Below are 2,148 nucleotides of genomic sequence, written 5' to 3' on the forward strand. Positions count from 1 at the left end.
ACAACGCCGTGGGCGAACTCGTCACCGTTTCCGAAGCGGTCGTGAAGGTCGTGGTCGACGGCGAGCCGCTGATCACGGCGGCGTGGCAGCTGCGAGGGCGCGAAAAAAATTCGACATGCGGCGCTCGCTGCTGGCGCTCGATTCCTGGCTCGACGACACGGTCTGGCGCATCTGGCCCGGCTTTTCGCGGCAGTGGGACGGCGTGTGCGCGGCGTTCGACACGTTTCGGGCGCGCGGCTGGCGGCGCTGGACGGTGGAGCTCGCCTGCGAGGGGCTGACGCTCGGGGCGGCCGGCGCGGTGCTGCTGCTCGCGCTCGCGACGCCCGCCTTCCAGGACACGGTGGGCGACTGGCTGAACCGCGGCGACATCTCGGTCACCTTCCTCGACCGCCACGGCGTCGAGATGGGCAAGCGCGGCGTGATGCAGAACGACGGCATCCCGCTCGCCGAATATCCCGACCATCTGATCAAGGCTGCGCTTGCGACCGAGGACCGGCGCTTCTACCAGCATTTCGGCATCGACATCGCCGGCACGATGCGGGCGGTCGTCACCAACGCCAAGGCCAACGGCGTGCGGCAGGGCGGCTCGTCGATCAGCCAGCAGCTCGCCAAAAACATCTTCCTGACCAATGAGCGCACGCTGGAGCGCAAGATCCGCGAGGCGTTCCTGGCGCTGTGGCTCGAGCACCATCTGACCAAGGACGAGATTCTGAAGCTCTATCTCGACCGGGCCTATATGGGCGGCGGGGCGTTCGGGGTGGACGCGGCGGCGCATTTCTATTTCGGCAAGAGCGCGCGCGACGTGAACCTCGCCGAGAGCGCGATGCTGGCGGGGCTGTTCAAGGCGCCGACCAAGTTCGCGCCGCACATCAACCTCGCGGCGGCGCGCGCGCGGGCGAGCCAGGTGCTCGACAATCTGGTTGACGCCGGCTTCATGACCGAGGGCCAGGTGCAGCCGGCGCGGCTCGCCCCCGCGACGCCGGTTCCGAGCGCGCAGGCGACGAGCCCGGACTATTACCTCGACTGGGCCTATGCGGAGGTGCGGGGGCTTGCGCGCGACGGCGCGTTCCGGGGGCAGCGGGTGCTGACCGTCAGGACCGCGCTCGACCCGGCGCTGCAGCGCCACGCCGAGAGCGCGATCGAGCAGACGCTCCGGCAGTATGGCGAGCAGTACGACGTCGACCAGGCGGCCGCGGTGGTGATGGAGCCGGAGGGGGCGGTGCGCGCCATGGTCGGCGGGCGCGACTACGGGCAGAGCCAGTTCAACCGCGCGACCGACGCGCTGCGGCAGCCGGGCTCGTCGTTCAAGACCTATGTGTACGCCGCGGCGTTCGCCTCCGGCCGCTTCACGCCCGAGGCCTACATCGTCGACGCGCCGTTCTGCATCGGCAACTGGTGCCCGCGCAACTACGGCCGCCGCTTCGCCGGCCGAGTACAACTCATCAATGCTTATGCGAAATCTATCAATACTGTGCCTGTACGGCTCGCCCTGGCGATTGGACAGAAACCCGTGATCGATCTTGCGCATCGCATGGGCCTGCGCAGCAAGCTCGATCCGGGCCGCGCTTTCGCGCTGGGGGTCGAGGAGGTGACGGTGCTCGACCACACCTCGGCCTATTCCACCATCGCCAATGGCGGGCGCCGCGCGCCGCCTTACGCGGCGATCGAGGTGGCGGACTCCAAGGGCGAGCTGATCTGGCGCCACGATCGCGACACCAAGCCTCCCGAGCAGGTGCTCGCGCCTTACGTGGTCGCCGACATGACCCGGATGATGCTCGCCGTCACCGAGAACGGCACCGGCGGCCGGGCGCGGCTCGACGGCTACCAGGTGTGCGGAAAGACCGGCACGTCGCAATCCTACCGCGACGCCTGGTTCGTCGGGTTCACGGGGTCGTTCGTCGGGGGCGTCTGGTTCGGCAATGACGACTTCACCACCACCAAGGAGATGACCGGAGGCTCGCTGCCGGCCATGACGTGGAAGGAGATCATGACGTTCGCGCATCAGGGCCTGCCGCCGCGCCCGATCCCGGGGCTCACCGGGCCCGCCCGGCTGCTTGCCCGGCCCCTGTTGCTGGCCTTTCTGCCGGCCCTGCTGGCCCTGCTGCATCTCCTTGGTCATCTGCTCGAGCTTCTGCCGGAGCCGCCGCT

Annotated in this window: 1 protein-coding gene; it reads left to right on the forward strand. The window is 68.9% G+C overall.

Translation table 11 applies throughout. The annotated features are described in order from the left end of the window. Positions 1-115: 115 nt before the first annotated feature. Positions 116-2,148, forward strand: a 2,033-nt coding sequence (locus tag ACIKT0_RS17435) for a transglycosylase domain-containing protein (protein WP_407106615.1), incomplete at its 3' end; no start/stop codon positions are given.

Origin of the sequence: Hansschlegelia beijingensis, from assembly GCF_045505405.1 — a bacterium.
Classification (GTDB): domain Bacteria; phylum Pseudomonadota; class Alphaproteobacteria; order Rhizobiales; family Methylopilaceae; genus Methylopila; species Methylopila beijingensis_A.